The sequence below is a fragment of the Streptomyces sp. MBT65 genome (genome assembly GCF_016612545.1).
GTDB lineage: Bacteria > Actinomycetota > Actinomycetes > Streptomycetales > Streptomycetaceae > Streptomyces.
In genome coordinates this window covers 1-18,655 of record NZ_JAENRY010000039.1, presented here as the reverse complement: position 1 = coordinate 18,655, position 18,655 = coordinate 1, and the positions used below count along the sequence as shown (strand labels likewise).

General features: G+C 70.1%; 17 protein-coding genes. 10 read left to right on the top strand and 7 right to left on the bottom strand.

Going from position 1 to position 18,655, the window contains the following annotated elements; genetic code table 11:
* Window positions 1-4: 4 nt before the first annotated feature.
* From JHN63_RS11670 to JHN63_RS11660, 3 genes are all read right to left on the bottom strand, one after another.
* Window positions 5-1,339: an ABC transporter substrate-binding protein gene (locus JHN63_RS11670; protein WP_200679451.1), complete on the bottom strand. Its 1,335-nt coding sequence runs from the start codon at window positions 1,337-1,339 to the stop codon at window positions 5-7.
* 257 nt (window positions 1,340-1,596) lie between these two features.
* Entirely contained in the window at window positions 1,597-2,604 is a 1,008-nt protein-coding gene (locus tag JHN63_RS11665; protein ID WP_200679447.1) for a LacI family DNA-binding transcriptional regulator, read from the bottom strand.
* 332 nt (window positions 2,605-2,936) lie between these two features.
* On the bottom strand, window positions 2,937-4,085 hold the full coding sequence (locus tag JHN63_RS11660) for an ROK family protein (RefSeq protein ID WP_307781869.1): 1,149 nt from the start codon (window positions 4,083-4,085) through the stop codon (window positions 2,937-2,939).
* Between JHN63_RS11660 and JHN63_RS11655 the strand changes: the two genes are divergently transcribed.
* The 3 genes from JHN63_RS11655 to JHN63_RS52550 all read left to right on the top strand — a co-directional run bounded on the left by JHN63_RS11655 (window position 4,063) and on the right by JHN63_RS52550 (window position 6,664).
* Window positions 4,063-4,467, top strand: coding sequence for an MFS transporter (locus tag JHN63_RS11655; RefSeq protein ID WP_307781868.1), 405 nt, complete (start codon window positions 4,063-4,065; stop codon window positions 4,465-4,467). The genes JHN63_RS11660 and JHN63_RS11655 overlap by 23 nt on opposite strands.
* A gap of 83 nt (window positions 4,468-4,550) precedes the next feature.
* Entirely contained in the window at window positions 4,551-5,987 is a 1,437-nt protein-coding gene (locus tag JHN63_RS54235) for a carboxylesterase/lipase family protein (RefSeq protein ID WP_200679446.1), read from the top strand.
* A 65-nt stretch (window positions 5,988-6,052) separates the two neighbouring features.
* Window positions 6,053-6,664: a hypothetical protein gene (locus JHN63_RS52550; RefSeq protein WP_234476462.1), complete on the top strand. Its 612-nt coding sequence runs from the start codon at window positions 6,053-6,055 to the stop codon at window positions 6,662-6,664.
* 31 nt (window positions 6,665-6,695) lie between these two features.
* On the opposite strand, the gene JHN63_RS11640 is transcribed toward JHN63_RS52550, so the two are convergent.
* Window positions 6,696-7,154, bottom strand: a complete 459-nt coding sequence (locus JHN63_RS11640) for a hypothetical protein (RefSeq protein WP_234476461.1) — start codon at window positions 7,152-7,154, stop codon at window positions 6,696-6,698.
* Window positions 7,155-7,641: 487 nt separating this feature from the next.
* Between JHN63_RS11640 and JHN63_RS11635 the strand changes: the two genes are divergently transcribed.
* The 3 genes from JHN63_RS11635 to JHN63_RS11625 all read left to right on the top strand — a co-directional run bounded on the left by JHN63_RS11635 (window position 7,642) and on the right by JHN63_RS11625 (window position 10,693).
* Complete coding sequence (locus JHN63_RS11635) at window positions 7,642-8,529, top strand: helix-turn-helix domain-containing protein (RefSeq protein WP_200679444.1); 888 nt, start codon at window positions 7,642-7,644, stop codon at window positions 8,527-8,529.
* Between the two features lie 123 nt (window positions 8,530-8,652).
* Window positions 8,653-9,618: an SMP-30/gluconolactonase/LRE family protein gene (locus tag JHN63_RS11630; RefSeq protein ID WP_200679442.1), complete on the top strand. Its 966-nt coding sequence runs from the start codon at window positions 8,653-8,655 to the stop codon at window positions 9,616-9,618.
* A 151-nt stretch (window positions 9,619-9,769) separates the two neighbouring features.
* Complete coding sequence (locus JHN63_RS11625) at window positions 9,770-10,693, top strand: expansin EXLX1 family cellulose-binding protein (RefSeq protein ID WP_200679440.1); 924 nt, start codon at window positions 9,770-9,772, stop codon at window positions 10,691-10,693.
* Window positions 10,694-10,700: 7 nt separating this feature from the next.
* Here JHN63_RS11625 and JHN63_RS11620 read toward each other — a convergent pair whose 3' ends face one another.
* A complete protein-coding gene (locus JHN63_RS11620) occupies window positions 10,701-11,585 on the bottom strand; it encodes a helix-turn-helix transcriptional regulator (RefSeq protein ID WP_200679438.1) in 885 nt (294 codons plus the stop codon).
* A gap of 89 nt (window positions 11,586-11,674) precedes the next feature.
* Between JHN63_RS11620 and JHN63_RS11615 the strand changes: the two genes are divergently transcribed.
* Window positions 11,675-12,373, top strand: coding sequence for an SDR family NAD(P)-dependent oxidoreductase (locus tag JHN63_RS11615; protein ID WP_200679436.1), 699 nt, complete (start codon window positions 11,675-11,677; stop codon window positions 12,371-12,373).
* A 135-nt stretch (window positions 12,374-12,508) separates the two neighbouring features.
* A complete protein-coding gene (locus JHN63_RS11610; protein ID WP_200679434.1) occupies window positions 12,509-14,287 on the top strand; it encodes an FAD-binding dehydrogenase in 1,779 nt (592 codons plus the stop codon).
* 62 nt (window positions 14,288-14,349) lie between these two features.
* Here JHN63_RS11610 and JHN63_RS11605 read toward each other — a convergent pair whose 3' ends face one another.
* A complete protein-coding gene (locus JHN63_RS11605; protein WP_200679432.1) occupies window positions 14,350-15,006 on the bottom strand; it encodes a maleylpyruvate isomerase N-terminal domain-containing protein in 657 nt (218 codons plus the stop codon).
* Between the two features lie 32 nt (window positions 15,007-15,038).
* Window positions 15,039-15,761, bottom strand: a complete 723-nt coding sequence (locus JHN63_RS11600; protein ID WP_200679431.1) for a TetR/AcrR family transcriptional regulator — start codon at window positions 15,759-15,761, stop codon at window positions 15,039-15,041.
* A gap of 184 nt (window positions 15,762-15,945) precedes the next feature.
* Between JHN63_RS11600 and JHN63_RS11595 the strand changes: the two genes are divergently transcribed.
* On the top strand, window positions 15,946-18,165 hold the full coding sequence (locus JHN63_RS11595; RefSeq protein WP_200679430.1) for an MMPL family transporter: 2,220 nt from the start codon (window positions 15,946-15,948) through the stop codon (window positions 18,163-18,165).
* Window positions 18,166-18,210: 45 nt separating this feature from the next.
* Window positions 18,211-18,655 (top strand): MarR family winged helix-turn-helix transcriptional regulator (locus JHN63_RS11590; RefSeq protein ID WP_307781867.1); only part of this gene is annotated, 445 nt, incomplete at its 3' end.

Here is an 18,655-nt window from a genome sequence, read left to right as displayed (position 1 = left end):
GCGGTCACTTGCCCGCCGCTGCCGGGATCGCCTGATCCTTCATCGACTTCAACGCGGCCGCCTGCGCCGCCGACAGCGCGTCGCCGAGCGTGCCGCTGCCGGCCGCCGCCTTGGCCATCGCGTCCTGCAGCGCGAGGTTCACCGTCTTCTGCGTGGGTCCCCAGGCGAAGCTGGTGTTGATCTTCTTGGACGAGTCGGCGAAGACGTCGAAGATCTTCTCGTTGTTGTAGTACGGAACTCCCTTGGACAGCGCGGGCAGTTGGAGCCCCGCGGTCGCCGCCGGGTAGAGGCCGCCCAGTTGGTTCTCCAGCGCGAGGGCCTCCGGGTCGGTGTTGAGCCAGGTGTTGAACTTGACCGACTCGTAGAGGTGCTTGCTGCCCTTCATGAACCCGACGGTCGAGCCGCCCCAGTCACCGGAGGCGCCGTCCGAACCCCACGTCGGCATCGGGACGATGGTCCACTTCCCGGCCTGCTTGGGCAGGTTGTCGCGGAACATGCTGTAGCCCCAGGCGGCACCGATGTAGCTGGCGATCTGGTTCTGCTGGTAGGCGGCGTACATCTGCGTCGAACCGTGGGCGAGATCGGTGCGCACGAGCTTGCCGGAGATCAGCTTCTGCCAGTAGTCGGCGACCTGCTTGCTCTTGTCCGACGCGACGGTGACCTGCCACTTGTCGCCGGAGTAGCTGTACATCTGGGAGTCGTTCTGCCAGAGCAGCCCGTTGAACCACTCGGCGTTGTTCGGGTCGAAGAAGGTGATGTCGAGCTTCGAGTCCGCCTTGTGCAGCTTCTGCGCGGCGGCCGCGTACTCGTCCCAGGTCGTCGGGATCGCGACGTCGTACTTCTTGAAGATGTCACTGCGTACGTAGAGGGCCATCGGCCCGGTGTCCTGCGGCAGGGCGAACACGCCGGTGTTGCCGAAGCTGGTCTGCGACCAGGTCCACGGCACGAACTTCGACTTGGCGGCGGTCGCCGCGGAGCAGGACGAGGCGTCCACGAACGCGCTCTGGGTGCGCAGGTTGGGCAACTCGTCGTAGCCGACCTGGGCCAGGTCCGGCGCTTTGCCCGCCTTGAGGGCGTTGCCGAGGGTGCCGTACTGGTCGTTGGAGATGTTCTTCGTCTCGACCTGGATGTTCGGGTTCTTCTTGTTCCACAGGGCGACAACCTTGTCCATGCCCGGAACCGTGTTCCAGTACTGGAGGGTGACCTTGCCCTTCGCGGGCGCGCAGGAGGCCGCGGATGTCTTGGCCGACGGCTCGGATGACGAGCATCCGGCGAGTACGGCGACACTGGCGGCCACGGCGACGGCGCCGAGGCGGATGCGCGTGACTGTGCTGCTCATGGTTTCCGTTCCAGACAACGACTAGCGGCGGTGCTAGGCGGCTTCGATGCTGATCCCTCGGGCGGGATGCCTTCTGGGTGGAAGGGACGTGGGCACACCATTTGTTGCGGGGTCTAAGAGCGTCCCGTGAGCGCTCCCGTGAGCGCTCACGGGACTGCTTGCAGATAGACCCCTTGGAGTGTGTTGCGAATGTTCGGAAGTTTGCGCTCCGGTGCGGGCGGGTGTCAAGACATTCGGACCGGACGCGCGGGCGGCCGTCAGGCGGAGCCGCTCAGCCGCAGTTCGCCCCGCACGACCAGGTCGTCGGCGACAAGCGCTTCCCCTCCCGACAGCAGGCGCGCGACCTGTTCGATGGCGAGGGCACCGAGCCTGCGGGTGTCCAGGGCGACGCTGCTGAGCGGGGGCTCGACCAGCGCGCCCAGCTGGAGTCCGTCGAAGCCGATGACCGCCAGTTCCTGCGGGATTCTCCGGCCCAGCCGACGTGCCTCGCGCAGGGCGCCGATGGCGATGATGTCGTTGAACGTGAAGACGGCGGTGATGTCGGGATGGTCGGCGAGCAGGGTCCTCAGCGCCTCGCCACCTCCGTCGGCCGTCTGGTCCGCGCCGACCACCATGCCGGCCTCGATGCCGTGGGCCGCCGCGGCCGTCGTGAACCACTCGTGGCGGACGCTCGGTTCGGCGCGGGTGTGGTGGTCGAGCATGCCGATCCGGGTGTGCCCCCGCGCGACCAGGTGGGCGACCGCGGCGTGCACCCCCGCCGTGCCGTCGATCTCGATCGCGCTGAACCGCGTGCGCTCCTCCCTGCCGATGAGCACCACCGGCATGCCGCGCGTGAACTTCTCCAACTCGCTCTCGGGGCAGCTGAAGTAGCCGATGACCGCGTCCACCTGCGAACTGATCACCTGGAGCGTGCCGCGTTCTTCCTCGGCCCGGTCCCCGGTGTCGTACACGACGACCTGCCAGCCACGGGTCCTGGCAGCCTCCAGCGCGGCGGCGGCGACCTCCGTGAAGAACGGGTTGAGCAGATCGGGGATCACCAGCCCGATCGTCATCGTGTCCTGCCGCACCAGCCCCCGCGCGAACCGGCTCGGCCGGTATCCGAGCGCACGGGCCGCGTCGAGCACCCGCTGCTTCGTCTCGCTGTCGATCTCGCCCTTGTCGTTGAGCGCCCGCGACACGGTCTGCCGGGACACCCCCGCGGACGCGGCGACATCATTGATCGTGATTTTCCGGGGCTCGGTCCCCGCTGCCGAGGGCACCACCATCGCCCACCTCCCGCTTCTCGCGAACGCAGGTGCGCGCGCAGAGCCCGAGTATGCATGTACGGGGGCGGGGTCACGAAGCCGCGGACCACGAGATCGGGGCGTCGTGGGGCGCTGGGCGGGCTGTTGTGGATGTGGGTTTCGCGCTTCGGAGGCGTGCCTGGGCGGTGGGTGGGTGCTGGAGGCTGGGGTCTTCACTAACCACCGTCGTGGGCTTTGACTGGTTAGCGCAGACCCCGGCCTCCAGAGGGCACAGTCGGCGGGGGCGGGGAGAGCAGCGGCGCCCGACGTGCGTTTCGGAACTCGCGTTTGCGGAATGATCCGCCGCGCAGGTTCTACGGCGACGGCACGGTGACCGGTGCCTGCGGGAGTGCCGGAACGCCGGTGGGGTCGTCGAGCAGGGCGTCGCGGCAGGTCTGGAACGCGCCGCGCAGTGTGGCCTCGGCGCCGAGGACGCCGAAGGTGATGGCCGGTTGCATGTCGGGTGCCAGGGCGCGGCGTCCGGCCAGGCGGGCGTCCAGGCCGGGGCGGAGCCAGGAGGCCCAGGTGGCGAGGTATCCGCCGAGGATGATCTCGCCCGCGTCGGTGACCCCGGACACGCCGAGGACGGCGGCGCCCAGGGCGTGCCCGGCCGCGCCGAGGGCGGCGATCGCGGCCGGATCGGCCGCGCGCAGTCGGCGGTCCAGCTCGGCCAGTGCCGCCTCGCCGCCCTCGGTCGCGGCGACATGGTCCAACCCGGCCGCGTGGATGAGGGGTTCGGGACCGATGTAGGTCGCCAGACAACCCCGCGTGCCACAACGGCAGTGGGGCCCGTCGAGGGCGATCGGCAGGTGCCCGATCTCGCCCGCCATGCCGTGACTCCCGCTGTGCACACGGCCGTTGACGAGGAGCCCGCCGCCCACACCGGTGTCGGCCTTGATGTAGGCGACGGTGTCGGGGTGCTCCACGCCCGCGGCCTCCAGGGCGTGGTACTCGGCCAGGGCCGCCATGTTGGCGTCGTTCACCACGTCGACAGGGCATTCGAGCAAGGGGAGTTCGGCGGTCACCAGAGCACGCAGATCGGTGCTGCGCCAGCCGAAGTCGATCGCGGCGGCGACCAGTTGGGAGGTCCCGACGACCGGTCCGGCCATGGCCACGGCGAGTTGGGCGAGATGGGCGTCCGGTGCCGCGTCCCGTACCGCCGCCTCGGCCGAGCGCACCACGCAGCCGATCACCGCGGCCAGCGCGCGCGGATCGCCGTACGGCGCGCGATGGGGCGCCGACTCTCGGTGCAGGACACGGCCCCGGAAGTCCGCCGCCATGACGTGCACGGACTCCAGGCTCACCTGCGCGGCGAGGACGACCACGCGTTCGGGGACGAGCCCCAACAGGCGCCGGGGGCGGCCCCGGCCACCGGTCGGCACGGAACCCGCCTCGCGGACCAGACCGCGGTCGATCAGCTCCGTCACCAGCGTGGTGACGGTGGCGAGGATCTCCGACCGCACCGGCCGCCGCAAGATCTTCGTGATCGGCGCGTCGGTCCTGCTCGCCCTGTCCATGGCCATCCCGCTGGTCAGCCCCACCCTGCCCGCGATGTACGCGTACGCGCTGGTCAGCGGCATGGGCTTCGGTACGTACATGTCGCTGGACATGGCCCTGATGACGGAGGTGCTGCCCAAGGGCGCGGCGGCCGGCAAGGACCTGGGCATCCTCAACATCGCCACCAACGTCCCGCAGGCCCTCGGACCGATCATCGCCTCCGTGCTCATCACCTCGTTCGCCGCGGGCTCCGACAAACTCCCTGGCTACCGCGTCCTGTTCGCCTTCGCCATGGCCGTCGTACTGATCAGCGCGCTCGCGATCAGGCCGATCAAGGGCGTCAAATAGCGGGTGGGGCGCGAGACTTCGACCATCATCCGTAACCTCTCACCTGCGCCCATTACCTCCCATCTCCACAAGGAAGTTGTTCCGTGCCCCATTCCGTACTCGCTGTCACGTCCCAGGGCCCCGTCCTCGGGACGTGGCAGCACACCACCGCCCGCTTCCTCGGCATCCCCTACGCCCAGGCCCCCGTCGGCGAACTCCGCTTCGCCGCCCCCGTCCCGCCCGAGCCGTGGACCGAACCCCTCGACGCCACCCGGTACGGACCCACCGCGCAACGCCGCCCCTTCATCCTCGACGGCCCCACCACCATCCCCGAGCCGTCGATACCGGGCGACGGGACACTGAACCTCAACGTCTTCACCCCGGACCCGCACCCGGGCGCCGACCTGCCGGTCCTCGTCTGGATCCACGGCGGCGGCTACGTCGCCGGATCGGCCGCCAGCCCCTGGTACGACGGGTCCACCTTCGCCCGCGACGCAATCGTCCTCGTGTCCCTCGGCTACCGGCTCGGCATCGAGGGCTTCCTCCCTCTCGAGGACGCCCCCGACAACCGCGGTGTGCTCGACTGGATCGCCGCGCTGACCTGGGTACGGGACAACATCGAGGCGTTCGGCGGCGACCCCGGGAAGGTCACCGTCGCCGGGCAGTCGGCGGGCGGCGGCGCCGTGCAGACCCTGATGGCGACCCCCTCCGCGCACGGGCTGTTCCGCGCCGCGATCTCCGAGTCCGGTGCCGTCAGGTCCCCCCAGCACCGCCGCGACGCCCTCGCCGACTCGGCCCGCCTGACCGAAATCACCGGCGTCCCCGCCCGCGCCGCCGCGCTCCGCGACCTCACCGACGACGAACTGCTCGCCCTCCAGGACGCCCTCGCCACACCCGAGGCGGGTCTGACGCTGGCGCCTTTCGCCGACGGGGAGTTGATCCCGGTCCCCGTCCCGGATGCCTTCGCGGACGGCAGCGCAGCCTCCGTACCGCTCCTGCTCGGCTTCACCGAGCGCGAGTTCTACCCCCCGCCCGGGAGCACTCCAACTCCCGTACCGACTGGGGTAGTCGACGCTGTGCTGACCGGTCACGGCCTGGGCCCCGAGGCCGTGACCGCGTACGCCGCGCTGAGGGAGGGGACGGACCCGACGCACCGCATCGGCCAGGCCCTCACCGACGCCATCTTCCGCGGCCCGTCCCTCGCCCTCGCCGAGTCCCGCGCCCACCACGAACTGCCCACCTGGCTCTACCACTTCACCTGGGGCAGCGCCGCCCACTGCGTCGAGATCCCCTTCGCCTTCGACCTCCTGGACGCCGAACGCGTCACCGCCGCGACGGGCCCACACCCACCCCAGTCCCTCGCCGACGCGATGCACGGAGCCTGGGTCGCCTTCGTCCGCGACCTCGACCCGGGCCCGAACTGGCCCCGCTACACCGACAAGCGCCGTACGACGATGGTTTGGGACACCGTCCCCGAGACACTCGACGACCCGCTGAGCGCCGAACGGCGTATCTGGACGACACCCCCGACCACCCCATGAGTCCTCGGGTGCCTCACCGAGGAGCGTGCCTAAGCTGAGCTGCGACGAGGCGACGGGAGGCGTGGATGCACAAGCCCGGCATGCAGATGCTGGCCAGGGTGACGGCGGTGGTGTCGATGCTGGTCGTCGCGGTGGCATGCGGTCACCAGGGCTCGGTGACGAAAGCCCCCTCCGCGAGCGCCTCCCCGGATTCCTCGGAGCCCTCGGACTCCTCCGTGTACGGCGCCGAGTTGGAGAAGAGCGACCTTCCCTGGAGCGGCGGTCCGAGCCCGTACAACGCCGAGGTGACACTCGACGACGGCCGTCGTGTGGCCCTGCACTACCGCCGGGGCAAGGGGCTCGTCGAGCAGCACTACAGTCCCCGGGCGAAGGCCTGGACCGCGCCGAAAGTCATTTACCGCACCCGGACCGACGCCTGCCAGGGCATCCAACTCCGTACAAAGAAAGGAACCGTGGCGGCGATCGCCGACTTCGGCTCGTACTGCTACGACGGTGAACCGCCTACCGAGTCCATCGCGGCCGTCGGCATCAGCGGCCTGACCGACTGGAGTGTCAACGTCACCAAGAACTTCGACGGTTGGGAACGGGCCACGGTCTCCGAGGACGGACAGCGGGTGGTCTTCGGGAGGGACACCACGCTCAAGTGGAGTCGGACCGAGGGATTCGAGGGCCAGTGAGCCCCGACGCTGTGACCGAATTCGGCATCCCTCAGTGCAACTCGGCCCAGGCGGCGACGAGCTCCGGCACATAGACCGTCGCGTGGACCTCCGCGCACGCGCGCGACATGCGGGCCCGCAAGGTGTCGAGGTCCGCTTCCTCGGCGGTGGTGATGCCGGCGCGTTCCATCACCGGCAGGAGACTGCGTGCCGACTCGGCGATCAGGGTCACCGCCGCCGAGTCCGGGCCACCGGTCGGCACGGCGACCGCCACACGGGGATCGGACAGCCCCGAAAGCCGTAGCACATGAGCGAGTTGCTCACCCATGTCGGGGTTACGGCCGCCCGCCCTGAGCGCCGCGCAGAGCGACACTTCCCCCATACCGCAGCCGACATCGAGGACGTGTATTCCCTCTTTCAACCCGGCCGTCCGCAACAGAAATTGGGTGTGGCGGTCGTACAGGGAAGCCTGTATCCCGAGCTGGTCCGCCTCCTCGGAGGTATTTCCCATGACATAGGAACTAGGGTCTGTCTGTGCCATTCCGGATCCATTCCCTCGCTTGAGGCGTGCCCGGAGCGCGGCACGTCGTCAATTACGGAGTGTAGGAATCGCACCGTGGCCGGTCTTCGGCGCGATCATGGAGTGAGGGGGCGGATCCCTGTGGATTCCACAGCCGAGGTCACCCCGTGATGCCGACGACCGAGCGGAGCAGTCCGGTGAAGGTGCGGGGGTCGGTTCCGGTGAGCTTGTGCCACTGGCCGAGCCGGTAGGCCACCGTGGCGGATCACTGTCCGGTCGTACCGCGGGCAATGTCACGCCCGACACCGTCGAATCGACAACGAGCCCGTGTCAAGCGTGCTCCCTGTCGCCGATTCCACCGACGGAACGGGGAACGCCATACGTGGCGATTCGCATCGGATCCACTGACCCTGACCCGCCGTTGCATACCCATGATTGGGGCAGGCTCCGTGTGCGGTGGCCGCCCATACTGAGAAGCGTGAACGGAGAAACGCAGCTCGGGGATTTTCTGAAGGCTCGACGTTCTCACCTCCGTCCTGAGGACGTGGGGGTGAGCACGTACGGGGAACGGCGGCGCGTGCCCGGTCTCCGGCGCGAGGAACTGGCGCTGCTCGCGGGAGTGAGCGTCTCGTACTACACCCGGCTGGAACAGGGACAGTCGCCCAGCGCCTCACCGGAGGTGCTGGACGCGCTGGCCGGCGCCCTGCGGCTCGACGAACCCGAGCGACGCTATCTGCACGACCTGGCCCGCGCGGGGAGACAGCGCCCGCGGGGCCGACGGCTCGCGCCGGAGCGGGTCACGGAGGAGAACGCCCAACTCCTGGACGTCCTGGGGGACAGGCCCGCGATCGTGCAGGGCCGGTGCGCCGACGTGCTCGCATGGAACCGGCTGGGGCACGCGCTCTTCGCCGGACACCTCGACCCCGAGGCCCCGGACCGTCCGGACCGGCGCCCCAATCTGGCCCGGCTGGTGTTCCTGGACCCCCACACCCGTGAGCTGTACGCGGACTGGCCGAGCAAGGCCAGGGCGGTGGTGGGCAACCTCCGTCTGATGGCGGGCCGGTTCCCCGACGACGCGGCGCTGCACGCGCTGGTGGGTGAACTGAGCGCCAAGAGCGCCGAGTTCGCCTCGATGTGGGCCGATCACCGCGTCAAGTCCCACATGTTCGCCCAGTACGACATGCGGCATCCGGTCGTGGGCTCGCTGACGGTCGTCCAGCAGAGCCTCGGATTGGGGCGTGGCATCGGCGTCGTGGTCGCCACCACCCCGGCGGGCTCACCCTCACGGGCGGCACTGACCTTGCTCGCCCAGGCCGCCGTACCGGCCGAGCCCCTGCCGGCTCGATCCCGGATCAGCACGGACTGACCCGTCCAGGGCGGCACCCGCCCGCTCCCGCTCACCGCCCGCTCCCGCTCACCACCGCATCGGCACGTCGCTGCCGCATGCCCGAAAACCCTGCCCGAACCCAACTGCCCTAAGGAACCACCCATGTTCACCACGCTCACCAAGTCGGCTCTGTCCACGGCCGTCGTCGTCGCGGCCGCCACCGCCGTGCTCTTCCCGTCATCCGCGTCCGCCGCCTCCGCGCCGCTGAGCGACGCCCGGATCGCCCGCCACTTCGACCTGGCCAAGGGGCAGACCCCGGAGAACATCGCCCTGGCTCCGGACGGCAGCGCCTACGTCACCTTCGCCGCCGCCCGCCAGGTCGCCCGGCTCTCACCGAAGGGAACCACCCAGATCCTGGCCACCCTGCCCGCACCGGCGGACGGCGGGGTCCACACCCCCGTACTGGGCTTCCCGCTGACGACCGGCATCGTCCGGGCCCACGACGGAACCCTCTACTTCCTGTACGCCACCGGCACCGCCGACCTCACTGGCGTATGGCGGCTGCGGCCGGGCGGCACACCGGAGCGGATCGCCGCGCTGCCGGCCGACGGGCTGGCCAACGGCCTTGCGCTGGACGCCAGTTCACGCACCCTCTACGTCACCGACTCGGTGCTCGGCACGGTCTGGAAGGTACCTGTCGCGGGCGGCATCCCCACGGCCTGGTCCACCGCCCCCGAACTGTCGTCGACCGGTTTCCTCGGCGCCAACGGCCTGAAGATCCGGGGCGGGGCCCTCTGGGTGACCAACCTCGACCGGGGCACCGTCGTACGCATCCCCGTCCTCCGGGACGGACACGCGGGCCGCGTCCGCACCGAGGTCACCGGCCTGCCGGGGATCGACGACTTCGCCTTCACCGGCCGCGGCGACCAACTGCTCGCCGCCGTCAACGGTTCGAGCGAGGTCGTCCTCGCCGAGCCGCACCGCAGCCCCACGGTCGTGCTCACCGCGACGGACGGACTGCGGAACCCCACGTCCATCGCCCTGCGCGGCGACACGGCCTACGTCCTGAGCGCGGCCTACGTCACCGCCGAGGACCCCAACCTGCTGCTCGCCCACCTGGACAGGTGAGTCCGACGGCTTCTCCACCACCAGTCACGCCATCCGACACCCGTCCCCAACTGCACATCCGCAGAAAGGGCTTGCCGCGGTCCCCTTGAGACTGGCAGCATCGCTGCCTTCATCACTCCGAACAACGGGTGGTGGCCATCAAGGAGGTCCGGTGTCCAAGCGGTGGCTGTTCCTGTCGGCGGCCGCGGTACTCATCGTGGTCTCCCTGGCCCTGGTGCTGCTGCCCGGCAACAAGGACGACGAGGACGTGAAGTCCGTGGCGGCAGGCGTCACTTCGGCGGCGTCCGCCACCGTCCCGGCGGTGAACTCGCCGTCTCCGAGCGTTACTTCGTCGGCCTCGGCGCGGGCGAGCGCGACCGCGTCGAAGAAGCCGTCGGCGACACCGACCGCCCACGCGGCCACCGCCTCCGCCGCGCCGGCGGTCACGAAGGCCGCTCAACCGGCCTCGGGCACCGCCTCGTTGGCCGGCCGCATCCGTCCCGGTGTCACCTATCGAGGGGTCGCCACCTTCTACGACGCGGACGGTGGCGGAGCCTGCATGTACGACCCGAGCGGCGACGTGCTGACCGGTGCGATGAACACCGCGGACTACGAGTCGTCCAAGGCGTGCGGGGCGTATGTGGTGGTGCACGCGGCAGGCGGCGCGAGTGTCACGGTCCGCATCACCAACGAATGCCCGGGGGACTGCGCCCCCGGGCAGATCGACCTCAGCGCACAGGCCTTCGCCAAGCTCGCCGCCCCTTCGGCCGGCCGGATCCCGATCACCTGGAACCTGGCGAGCCCCAGCGTCTCGGACACGATCTCGATCCGCTACAAGACCGGTTCCACCCGCTACTGGTGCGGCATCCAGGCGATCGGACACCGAAACCCCTTGGCCCGCCTGGAAGTTCGCGCGGGCGGCGGCTGGCGTCAGTTGGCACGCGCCGACTACAACTACTTCCTCTCCGAGGACGGCACCGGCTGCGGCGGCGAGCTCCGGCTCACCGACATCTACGGCGAGCAACTCACCGTCCCCGCACTCGCGGTGCGAGCGAACGTCACCCAGGCCACGCGGCTCCAGTTCGCCCGACACTGACCCCCGCTCAGGAGCTGGGCGCGCGCGATCCGTCACCGGTCATCGTGCGCCGCAACCTGCCCTCGTCCGAACTGCCGGGCACCGCGGTCAAGATGACGATCTTGAGGTCGGATTCACCGTCCGTCAGGACATCGCAGTCCACTTCCACGGACCCGACCTCGGGATGCAGGACCGTCTTGCGGTCCTCGCGATGTGCGGCCACCGTGCCGCTCGACCACAGCCGGGCGAATGTCGGGTTGCCCGCGGTGAGTTGACGGATCAGCTCCGCGAGGCGGACGTCGCGCGGGAAGCGGCCGGTGGCCCGGCGCAGGTCGGACACGATCGCGAGATCCGAGGCGTCGCCGTTGCGCACCAGCACCGGCCAGGAGGCGATCCGTACGTCGTCGCCGGAACCGACCGGGAACCGCTCGCGAGCGAAGTTCCGTTGCTCGGGCGCCTTGGCCGACGGGTCACCGAGCAGCGCCGCCCACCCGGGGTTCCACCAGATCATCTGCCAGTCGGCGGCGAACACGGCGACGGCGACGTCCCCGAGCCGGTTCAGCACGCGATGCACCCCTGACGGCAGATGATCGGGGATCGGCTCGTCGTTCGGCGGGACCAGCCCGGCCATGCGGTAGAGGTGCTCCCGCTCGACGGTGGTCAGTCGCAGCGCCCGGGCCAAGGAGGCGACGACCTGGGCCGAGGGCGCCGTGGACCGCCCCTGCTCCAGGCGCACCACGTAGTCGACCGACAACCCGGCGCGCTCGGCGAGTTCCTCGCGGCGCAGACCGGCCGCACGCCGGGACCGACCGGACGGCAGCCCGAGGTCCGACGGGGACAACCGCTCCCGCCAGGCACGGATCGTCGCACCCAGCCCGAGCCCGATCCCTTCGTGTGTCGCCATGTCCTCCATCTTCCTCCCCCGACTCCGATCCTGGTAATGCCGTTCCTACGGTCGAGGCGTCCCTGGTGGCGCACCCGCACCGCGCGGACGATGGACGCATGACCACCACGTTCATCACCGGAGCCAACAAGGGCCTCGGCCACGAGACCGCCCGCCGCCTCCTCGCCCTCGGCCACACCGTGATCATCGGAGCCCGCGACCAGGAACGCGGTGCGGAGGCGGCCGCCGCACTCGGTGCGCGGTTCGTCCGTATCGACGTCACCGACGACGCCTCCGTCACCGCCGCCGCGGCCGACGTCGCCGCCCACGAAGGTGTCCTCGACGTCCTGATCAACAACGCCGGTGTACACGGCTCGCACGGCGATCCCGCGGAGCTGACCGGCGCCGACGCGCTCGCCGTCTTCGACGTCAACGTCTTCGGGGTGGTCCGGACGACCACCGCCTTCCTCCCGCTGCTGCGCCGCTCACCCGACCCGGTCGTCATCAACGTCAGCAGCGGCATGGGCTCGCTCGCCATCACCCACGATCCGTCGCGGATCGAGTCCTCCGTCGTCGCACCGCTCTACACGGCCTCCAAGGCGGCCCTCACCATGCTGACCACCCAATACGCCAAGGGCCTCAAGGACATTCGCGTCAACGCCGCCGATCCCGGCTACACGGCGACCGACCTCAACGGCCACAGCGGCCCCCAGACCGTCTCCGAGGGAACCGACGCGATCGTCCGGCTCGCGACCGAGGAACCCGGCGCCGGCTCGGGCCGTTTCATCGACCGCGACGGCCCGCTCGCCCTGTCCTGAACCCAACTCCCGCAACACTCCCGACACAGCTTGGTTTCCCTAGGTGCTACCGGCGGTAACACTGGGGTGTCGCGGCACGTTCCACGTGTCGAACACACCTCCCGCACCTCCCGTATCTCATCCGGAAGGCACCTCATGGAGAACTCGGCCCCCACGGCGATCAGCAGACGAAGAGCCCTGACGGTGGCCGGCGGTGTCGCCGCCGGCGCCGCCCTCGCGGCGCACGCGGTTCCGGCGTTCGCGGCCGGCACCTCGGACGCCGACGCCATCGTCGTCGGCCACGGCCTCGCCGGTCTCGTCGCCACCTCCGAACTCGTCGCCGCAGGAAAGAAAGTGCTGCTCCTGGACCAGGAGCCCGAGTCCAACCTCGGCGGCCAGGCGTTCTGGTCCTTCGGCGGACTGTTCCTGGTCGACTCCGACGAGCAGCGGCTCATGGGCATCAAGGACTCCCAAGAGCTGGCGTGGCAGGACTGGTTGGGCACGGCCGGCTTCGACCGCGGTGTCGACGACCCGACCGGCCAGGACTACTGGGCCCGCAAGTGGGCCGAGGCGTATGTGGACTTCGCGGCCAACGAGAAGCGGTCCTGGCTCTACGGCCTCGGCATCCGCTGGTTCCCGATCGTCGGCTGGGCCGAGCGCGGCGGCGGCCTCGCCGACGGACACGGCAACTCGGTGCCCCGCTTCCACGTCACCTGGGGCACCGGCCCGGCCGTGGTCGAGCCCTTCGAGAAGCTGGTGCGGGCCGGGGTCGCGAGCGGCAAGGTGGTCTTCAAGTTCCGCCACCAGGTCAACGAGATCGTCCGCACGGGCGGAGTCGTGACCGGAGTCCGCGGCTCGATCCTCGAACCCAGCACGGCTCAGCGCGGCAAGGCCACCTCCCGCACCGTGGTGGGCGCCTTCGACCTCAAGGCCCCGGTCGTGATCGTCACGTCGGGCGGCATAGGCGCCAACCACGATCTCGTACGGCAGAACTGGCCGGCCCGCCTCGGCAACGCGCCCAAGACCATGATCACCGGTGTGCCGGCGTACGTCGACGGCCGGATGCTGGGCATCACCTCGGCGGCGGGCGGCCGGATCGTCAACCCCGACCGGATGTGGCACTACACCGAGGGCCTCAGGAACTACGACCCGATCTGGCCCAACCACGGCATCCGCATCCTCCCGGGACCGTCCTCGATGTGGTTCGACGCCACCGGCAAGCGGTTCTCCGCCCCCGACATGCCGGGCTACGACACCCTCCACACCCTGGGCTCGATCACCGCCAGCGGCTACGACTACTCGTGGTTCGTCACCACGAGCAAGATCATCGCGAAGGAGTTCGCGCTGTCGGGGTCCGAGCAGAACCCGGACCTCACCAACAAGGACATCCTGATGCTCCTCTCACGCATCTGGCAGACGCCGGAGCCGATCGAGAAGTTCAGGAAGAACGGCGTCGACTTCGTCACCGCCACCACGCTCTCCGAACTGGTCCTCGGCATGAACAAGTTGACCGGTGACGGCCTGATCAAGCTGGCCGATCTCCAGCGGCAGATCGAGGCCCGGGACCGGGAGATCGACAACCCGTACTCGAAGGACGCCCAGGTGATGGGCATCCGCAACGCCCTTTCCTACCCGGGGGATTCGCTCAGCCGCACCGCCGCGATCCACAAGATCCTGGACACGAGTGCCGGACCGCTGATCGCGGTCCGCCTCAACATCCTCACCCGCAAGACGTTGGGCGGCCTGCAGACCGACCTCTCGGGCCGGGTCCTGGACGCCACGGGTACGGCGATTCCCGGTCTGTACGCGGCCGGTGAGGTCTCCGGGTTCGGCGGCGGGGGAGTCCACGGCTACCGCTCGATGGAGGGCACCTTCCTCGGCGGCTGCCTGTTCTCCGGCCGCCAGGCGGGCCGCGCGGCGGCCGCCGCGCTCTGAGTGTCACGGCAGCTCGCCACCCGTCGGCGACCAGGGCGCACCCGGCCCGAGTTGCCGACGGGTCACCCGAGGACCATCGGCAACTTGGCGCTCAACGCGCCGAGTCGGGCGCTCTCCGCGTCCGTCGGAGCACGCCGTCCGGTGCCGACGAGCAGTGCGTCCCGGTCGGAGAACGACTCGGGGAAGGCGGCCCCGGCGATCTTCTCCAGCAACGCGCGGGCCCCGGCGAGCGTTTCCGCCGGCGGCCCCGCCACCCCCGGGAGTCGGGCGACCAGGTCGAGGTGGTGCAGCGTCCACTCCAGGACGTACGCGGAGAGGTAGTCGCCCGCGGTGAGCACCTCGTCCTGGGTGCTGACCCGCAGCCCCGGATCGGCGAGTCGGGCGGCGCGGCCGGCGGCCGAACCGACGTCGTCCAGATGGAACTTGAGCAGCCAGGGCTCCTCGTACGCGGCCGCCAGCCGGACCATCAGCGCGTCGAGCGGGTCGTCACCGGTGGGCCGCGTCTGCGTGACGGCCCAGTAGGTCACCGCGTCGCGGGTCGGCTCCGAGTCGGCGGGCGTCACAAGGGTGATCAGGACGTCCTGGGCGTCGATGACCAGATGACAGACCAGGTCCCGCACCAACCAGCCGGCGCAACCGGACGGCCGCTCGAAATCCTCGTCCGCGAGGCCGGCGACCGCGGTGAGAAGCGCTGTCCAGGAGCTTGAGAAGAGGTCCACCCCGGCAAGCTACGACGTCCGGGCGGAGCGTGTCAGGTGATCCGGCGGTGGATGTCCGCCAGCAGGTTCCGCATCGCCATGCGGAACAGCTCGGCCTGGTGCCCGCCGAGGAAATCGGTGTGTCCGAACACCTCCAGGGCGACGAGACCGTGCAGATGTCCCCACGCGCTCATCAGCAGCGCGGTCGCGGGCGCGGGCAGATGACCTTGGCCGTAGTGCGGCAACTGCTCGAAGTACGACCGGAGTTCGGGTGAGAGCGCGCAGGTGTCGGTCGCCGCGAGCTGCTCCGTGGTGAACCCCTCGAACATCTCGCGCTCGAAGATCGCGCTCATCCGGCGCGTCGCCTGGGTGGTCGGGCCGTCGGTGGGTGCCGCGTAGTCCCGCAGCGGTGTGCCGTAGAGGAGTTGGAAGCGCTCGGGGTTCGCGATGCCCCAGCGCCGGTAGCCCTCGGCCGCGACCACCAGGCGGGGCAGATCCGGGTCGTCAGGAGCGTCGACGGCGGCCTGCACGGCGTCGGCCAGGTCGTCGTACGCCTTCGTGACGAGCGCGGTGACGAGCGCGTCCCGGCTCGGGAAGTAGTGGTAGAGCGCCTGCACGGTCATGCCGAGGCTGCGGGCGACCGCGCGCAACGACAGGGCCGTGGGCCCGTGTTCGGTGAGATGGCGCTCGGCCGCCTCCACTATCTCCTGCGTGGCGGCGGCCCGGCGCCGCTGGCGCAGGGAGGGCGGGGCGGTGGTGGCTTCGTCGACGGACATGCGTCGACCGTACGACGACAACTCCCGCGTGACGCCCGGGCATCGCGAGGTGTGAGGAAAATCTAACACTGCCAAATCTTCTTGCTCCTCACTAACGTCGGACGCGGCGACGAAGAGTGCCCCGATGGTCAACTCCGGGTGTCTCGCGCCTCTTTCACCGTATGGACAGCAAAGGAGAACGGGCGTGTTTGAACGCATAGCCGAACTGGTGATCCGCCGGTCCCGGCTGGTCCTCGTCGTCGCCGTCGTGGCGGTGGCCCTCATGGGTGTCCTGGGAGCCGGCGCGTTCGGCAAGCTGCTGGGCGGCGGCTACGACGACCCGACCTCCCAGTCCAGCCGGGCCGCGCAGGCCATCGACAAGAAGTTCGGCGGGGAGACCAACCTGGTCCTGCTCGTCAGCGCCTCCGAAGGCCGCGTCGACGACCCGGCCGCCCGGCACCGCGGCCAGGACCTGGTGGGCCGCCTCAAGAAGGACCAGCACCTGGAGAACGTGATCTCGTACTGGGACACGGGCAGTTCGGACCTCCGCTCCAAGGACGGTCGCGACGCCATGGTCCTCGCCCATGTGAAGGGCAACGACACCGAGCGGGACGAGAACGCGAAGAGCGTCATCGACGCCTACACCGGACCGTACGAGAACACCCTCACGGTCCGGGCGGGTGGCGGCGCCGCCGTCACCAGCGACATGGGCACCCAGTCGGCCAAGGACCTCGTCCTCGCCGAGTCCATCGCCGTGCCGCTCACGCTGCTCCTGCTCGTGCTCGTCTTCGGCAGCATGGTCGCGGCCCTGCTCCCGCTGGCCATCGGCACCATCGCCATCGCGGGCACCTTCGCGGAGCTGTACCTCCTCGGCAGCGTCACCGATGTCTCCGTCTTCGCGATCAACCTGACCACGGCACTGGGCCTGGGCCTCGGCATCGACTACGCCCTGCTGATGGTCAGCCGGTTCCGGGAGCAACTCGCCACCGGCGCGAGCGTGGACGACGCCGTACGGCGCACGGTGAGCACGGCGGGCCGTACCGTCGCCTTCTCCGCCGCGACCGTGGCCGCCGCGCTCGCGGCACTCCTGGTGTTCCCGCAGTACTTCCTGCGCTCGTTCGGCTACGCCGGTGTCGGGGTCGTCGTCATCGCCGCCGTCAGCACCCTGTTCGTCATGCCGGCCCTGTTCGTCGTGCTCGGCCACCGGGTCAACGGCGGACGGCTGCCCTGGGCGAACCGCCCCCGCCCCGCCGGCCGCGCACCCCTGTGGGGACGGCTGGCCGCCACCGTCATGCGCCGCCCCGCACTCACCGCGCTGCCCGTCCTCGCGGTCCTGCTGGTCGCGGCGAGTCCGCTCCTCGGCATCACCTTCGGCACACCGGACGAACGCGTCCTGCCCGAGGACGCCGCGAGCCGCCAGGTCTCCTCCGTACTGCGCGAGAAGTTCAACGGCAACGACGACTCCGCCCTCCACATCGTCATCGACACACCCTTGAGCAAGGCCCCACTGGAGTCGTACGCGAGCGAACTCTCCGGGATCGAGGGCGTCGTCCGCGTCGAGAGCAGCGCGGGAACCTACGCCGACGGCCGGTCGACCGCGACCGATCCCGGCAACCCCGCCCTCGGTCGCCCCGACGCGCAGCAGCTCAACGTGGTGAGCACCCTGACACCGAAGTCCGACGCGGCCCAGAGCCTGGTCCGGGAGGTACGCGCGGTCGTCGCGCCCGCCGGAACACACCCACTGGTAGGGGGAGTCGACGCCGTACTGGTCGACTCCAAGCACTCCGTCGGCGGCCGCCTCCCGCTCGCCGTGGCCCTCGTCGCCCTCACCACCTTCCTCCTGCTCTTCCTGTTCACCGGCAGCGTCGTCCAGCCGTTGCGCGCGCTGTTCCTCAACATGGTCAGCCTGGGCGCGACCCTCGGCGTCATGACCTGGATCTTCCAGGACGGCCATCTCTCCTCCCTGCTCGGCTTCACGGCACAGCCCATGGACGTCTCCATGACCGTGCTGATGTTCTGCATCGCCTTCGGCCTCTCGATGGACTACGAGGTCTTCGTCACCAGCCGGATCAAGGAACTCCACGACCTGGGCGAGGACAACGAGTCCGCCGTGACCAACGGCCTCGGGCACACGGGCCGCATCGTCACCGCGGCCGCCTGTCTGCTCGCGGTGAGCTTCTTCGCCTTCGGCACGGCAGAACTCAGCTTCATGCAGCTGTTCGGCCTGGGCAGCGGACTGGCCATCCTCATCGACGCCGTCGCCGTACGCGGCATCCTCGTCCCCGCCGCGATGCGCGTGCTCGGCCGCTCGGCCTGGTACGCGCCCGGATTCCTGCGCAGGTTCCACGCGCGGTTCGGTCTGAGCGAGGGCGGTCCCACGCCCGCGCCCGGGCCGGCCGAGAGGGATGCGTCCACAGTGCATTAGCGCTAATATGATTAGAGCTAATGTATCTGGAGGGAGGGCCCGCCCGTGGACCTGCGGCAGGTGTTCGACGACCTGGTGCGCTTCGAGACCGACCTGTGGAACGGGATCGACGCCCGGCTCCGGCAGGAGTGCGAGGTGACCCTGGGCGGGCTGAACGTGATGCTCGTCGTCGAGCGCGCGGGTTCCTGCCGGGTGAACGACATAGCCGCCGCCCTCTCGATCACGGTCGGCGGCGCCAGCCAGGCCGTCGACCGGCTGGAGCGGCTCGGCCACTGCACCCGGCGCCCCCATCCCGCCGACCGCCGCTCCTCGATCGTCGAACTGACGGCGGCCGGGCGGGAGTTGGTGGACGAGGCCGGTCCCGTCTTCGACCGTGAACTCGCGACCCGGCTGGCCGCCCCGCTCCCGGACACGGCACTCGCCCACCTCGCCGGCGCGCTCGCCGTGCTCCGCGCCTCCACCCCGCACACCCCGGCCCCCGGACCGGCAC

Bases quoted from the DNA above. Each gene is read 5' to 3' on its own strand.
- JHN63_RS11670 (WP_200679451.1), bottom strand. From the start codon at position 1,339: ATGAGCAGCACAGTCACGCGCATCCGCCTCGGCGCCGTCGCCGTGGCC.
- JHN63_RS11665 (WP_200679447.1), bottom strand. From the start codon at position 2,604: ATGGTGGTGCCCTCGGCAGCGGGGACCGAGCCCCGGAAAATCACGATC.
- JHN63_RS52550 (WP_234476462.1), top strand. From the start codon at position 6,053: ATGCACAAGCCCGGCATGCAGATGCTGGCCAGGGTGACGGCGGTGGTG.
- JHN63_RS11640 (WP_234476461.1), bottom strand. From the start codon at position 7,154: ATGGGAAATACCTCCGAGGAGGCGGACCAGCTCGGGATACAGGCTTCC.
- JHN63_RS11630 (WP_200679442.1), top strand. From the start codon at position 8,653: ATGTTCACCACGCTCACCAAGTCGGCTCTGTCCACGGCCGTCGTCGTC.
- JHN63_RS11620 (WP_200679438.1), bottom strand. From the start codon at position 11,585: ATGGAGGACATGGCGACACACGAAGGGATCGGGCTCGGGCTGGGTGCG.
- JHN63_RS11615 (WP_200679436.1), top strand. From the start codon at position 11,675: ATGACCACCACGTTCATCACCGGAGCCAACAAGGGCCTCGGCCACGAG.
- JHN63_RS11610 (WP_200679434.1), top strand. From the start codon at position 12,509: ATGGAGAACTCGGCCCCCACGGCGATCAGCAGACGAAGAGCCCTGACG.
- JHN63_RS11600 (WP_200679431.1), bottom strand. From the start codon at position 15,761: ATGTCCGTCGACGAAGCCACCACCGCCCCGCCCTCCCTGCGCCAGCGG.